This window comes from Mesorhizobium sp. M7A.F.Ca.CA.002.09.1.1, from assembly GCF_003998555.1.
Classification (GTDB): Bacteria; Pseudomonadota; Alphaproteobacteria; order Rhizobiales; family Rhizobiaceae; genus Mesorhizobium; species Mesorhizobium ciceri.
The window spans coordinates 1-2,277 of record NZ_RZRR01000889.1 but is presented as its reverse complement, the minus strand read 5'-3'; the positions used below and the strand labels follow the sequence as shown (position 1 = coordinate 2,277).

At 57.9% G+C, this 2,277-nt stretch carries 2 protein-coding genes; one reads left to right on the top strand and one right to left on the bottom strand.

Annotated features, from left to right (window positions below; genetic code table 11):
* The first annotated feature begins 914 nt into the window (after positions 1-914).
* Complete coding sequence (locus EN994_RS27905) at positions 915-1,385, top strand: MucR family transcriptional regulator (protein ID WP_024505385.1); 471 nt, start codon at positions 915-917, stop codon at positions 1,383-1,385.
* A gap of 228 nt (positions 1,386-1,613) precedes the next feature.
* Here the strand turns inward: EN994_RS27905 and EN994_RS27900 are convergent, their stop codons facing one another.
* Entirely contained in the window at positions 1,614-1,826 is a 213-nt protein-coding gene (locus EN994_RS27900) for a cold-shock protein (RefSeq protein WP_008874821.1), read from the bottom strand.
* Positions 1,827-2,277: the final 451 nt, after the last annotated feature.

Sequence of the window (2,277 nt, the reverse complement as noted above, 5' to 3'; positions counted from 1 at the left end):
GGTTAGCACGATCGCAATAGGTGGGCACAGTGCATGCGCAGCCTGTTCCCCGGCTCGAACACGCGCTCGGCTCCCATCATAGATGGCCCCCTGAAGAGAGCCATATCTATGCAAAACAGTTGCTCCAGATCTGGCCGGCAGAGATCGGCAGGAGAGCCGGATGACATCACGCGGCCACCCGCAAGGCCACCCGCCTCGCTTCGTTGCCAGAGCGCCCTCTCCCTCGCCGGTCACCGTCTCGCAATGCGGCGACCTGGCTTAAGGCGGTCGACCGAGCGCCCGATGCAGTAGCCATGAATACGTAACGCAGCGATGGACCCGCCGGATCGTGTCGCGCTTGTGCTGGCCGTCCCTGCCATTACAGCACGGTGATTGTAGCTGGATCATATTCTAGAGGCATCGATGGTGTGGATGCCTTCGATCCAAACAATCGATTTGTTGAATTCGTCCGCCTGAGGAAATTAGCTGCGGCGATCCGACTTCCGACGCCTGCAGGCGCAAAACCAACAGCGTGAGCGCTGCGGGTCCGGAGGCAGGCTGCAAAGTGCAATCACCAGCGCTGATAAGCGGCAAGTGAAGAATGTATCGCTCGGGCAACTCCTGTGTTGTGCACGGTTGCCCCGCGAGGTGAACTGTAGCAGCTTGGCAGCTCAGCGTTCACGAAAGGAGAAAAGATTTGGGGCCAAGCAAAGACCGGCTTTTTTGATTGTCTTGCTGTATCGCTATGGTGGGGCGGGCGCGACCGCTCCCATAATTCAATACGCTGCCTTTAGCGATGGACGATGACGGGATGCGTCGCCGAGACTTCAATGGTGGAGGAGCAGCGCACCCGTCGATCCATTTGCTTTCAGCGGCAACCGCCACTATGAAGCGACACTTCGCCCAACTGTGTTTCAAGCTGCCCGGAGAAGTTTATGACAGAAGAACCCCACAAGACCGACATCCTCATCGAGCTCACTGCCGATGTTGTATCAGCCTACGTCTCCAACAACCCCGTCCCGGCGGGGGAGCTTCCTGCCCTGATCGCCCAAGTGCACGGGGCTCTAAACGGCACGGCTGGACTCATACCGGCAGAAGAGCCTGTGCCTGTAAAAAAACCTGCTGTCCCGATCAAAAAGTCGATCGAACCGGACTACATCATTAGCCTTGAAGACGGCAAGAAATTCAAATCGCTAAAGCGCCATCTGGCGACGCACTATGGTCTGACCCCAGACGAATATCGCGCCAAATGGGGTCTGCCGTCGGATTATCCCATGGTGGCGCCGAATTACGCCGCTGCGCGCTCCGCCTTGGCCAAGACCATGGGACTCGGCCGCAAACCGAAAGAGCCGGAAGCCCCAGCCACGGCGCCGGCGAAACGGACCCGCAAGAAGGTCGCAGCCTAAATCCGTATCAACAGTCGTTCGGACGCGCAGCAGCCGTTGGCCCAATCTGCGCGGAATCAAAGGGCGGGGATGAGCCCCGCCTTTCCCGTCCAAGAGCCTCATTTCCAGAGTAATTCATGATGGCTCCAGCAATCCCTGCCGCGGCATTAACTTGCATGCTCCGGCCCGGGTTTCGAGCCGTCAATGCGTTCCGGCGATGACGAACCTTGCCAAGGCTTTCCCGGACCGTTAGCCAGCCTTGCTGAGGCTGCCTGCAGAGGACTTTCCCGTGCGGCGATCCTGTTCCACCTCGTAGTTGATCTTCTGGCCCTCATTAAGGGTCGACAGGCCCGCTCGTTCAACAGCGGAAATGTGGACAAAGACATCCTGACCGCCGTTGTCAGGCTGAATAAAACCAAAACCCTTCGTGCTGTTGAACCACTTCACCGTTCCAGTCGCCATATCCATTCCTTTGTAATAAGTCGCAACTTAGGCAGGCCATTCACGCCAGCCTGATTTGTACACGAGACTTTAGGCGCATCAAAATCGGAAAATTGCAAGGCCCACTCGATCGCCTGATCTCCAGCAGCAACTGCAACATATGCGAGGCGCGTGCCAGACGAGGCGTATGCCAGACGTTTCGTCGTGCGCTGTCGCTCGAACGTTGACAGAAACAATGACACACCTTGCAAACTCGGCACATCTTGTGGACGTGCTCGGGTCGCTTCTCGACTGCGATACCCGCTCCTGACCGGGTATCGTCGGCCAAAATGAGAGTTTTTGTCATGTGCCGCCAGACCGAAAGATCAGGCGCGCAGCGACCTGCACATTCAAACCGGAACCCGCGAACCTCGATTAGCTTCTGCCTGCTCCGAAGGGCGGTAGCCTGCTCTGAGGCGGGCCACTGTCGGGT

Excerpts from the sequence above, each read along its gene's own strand:
- EN994_RS27905 (WP_024505385.1), top strand. The coding sequence starts at position 915 with ATGACAGAAGAACCCCACAAGACCGACATCCTCATCGAGCTCACTGCC.
- EN994_RS27900 (WP_008874821.1), bottom strand. The coding sequence starts at position 1,826 with ATGGCGACTGGAACGGTGAAGTGGTTCAACAGCACGAAGGGTTTTGGT.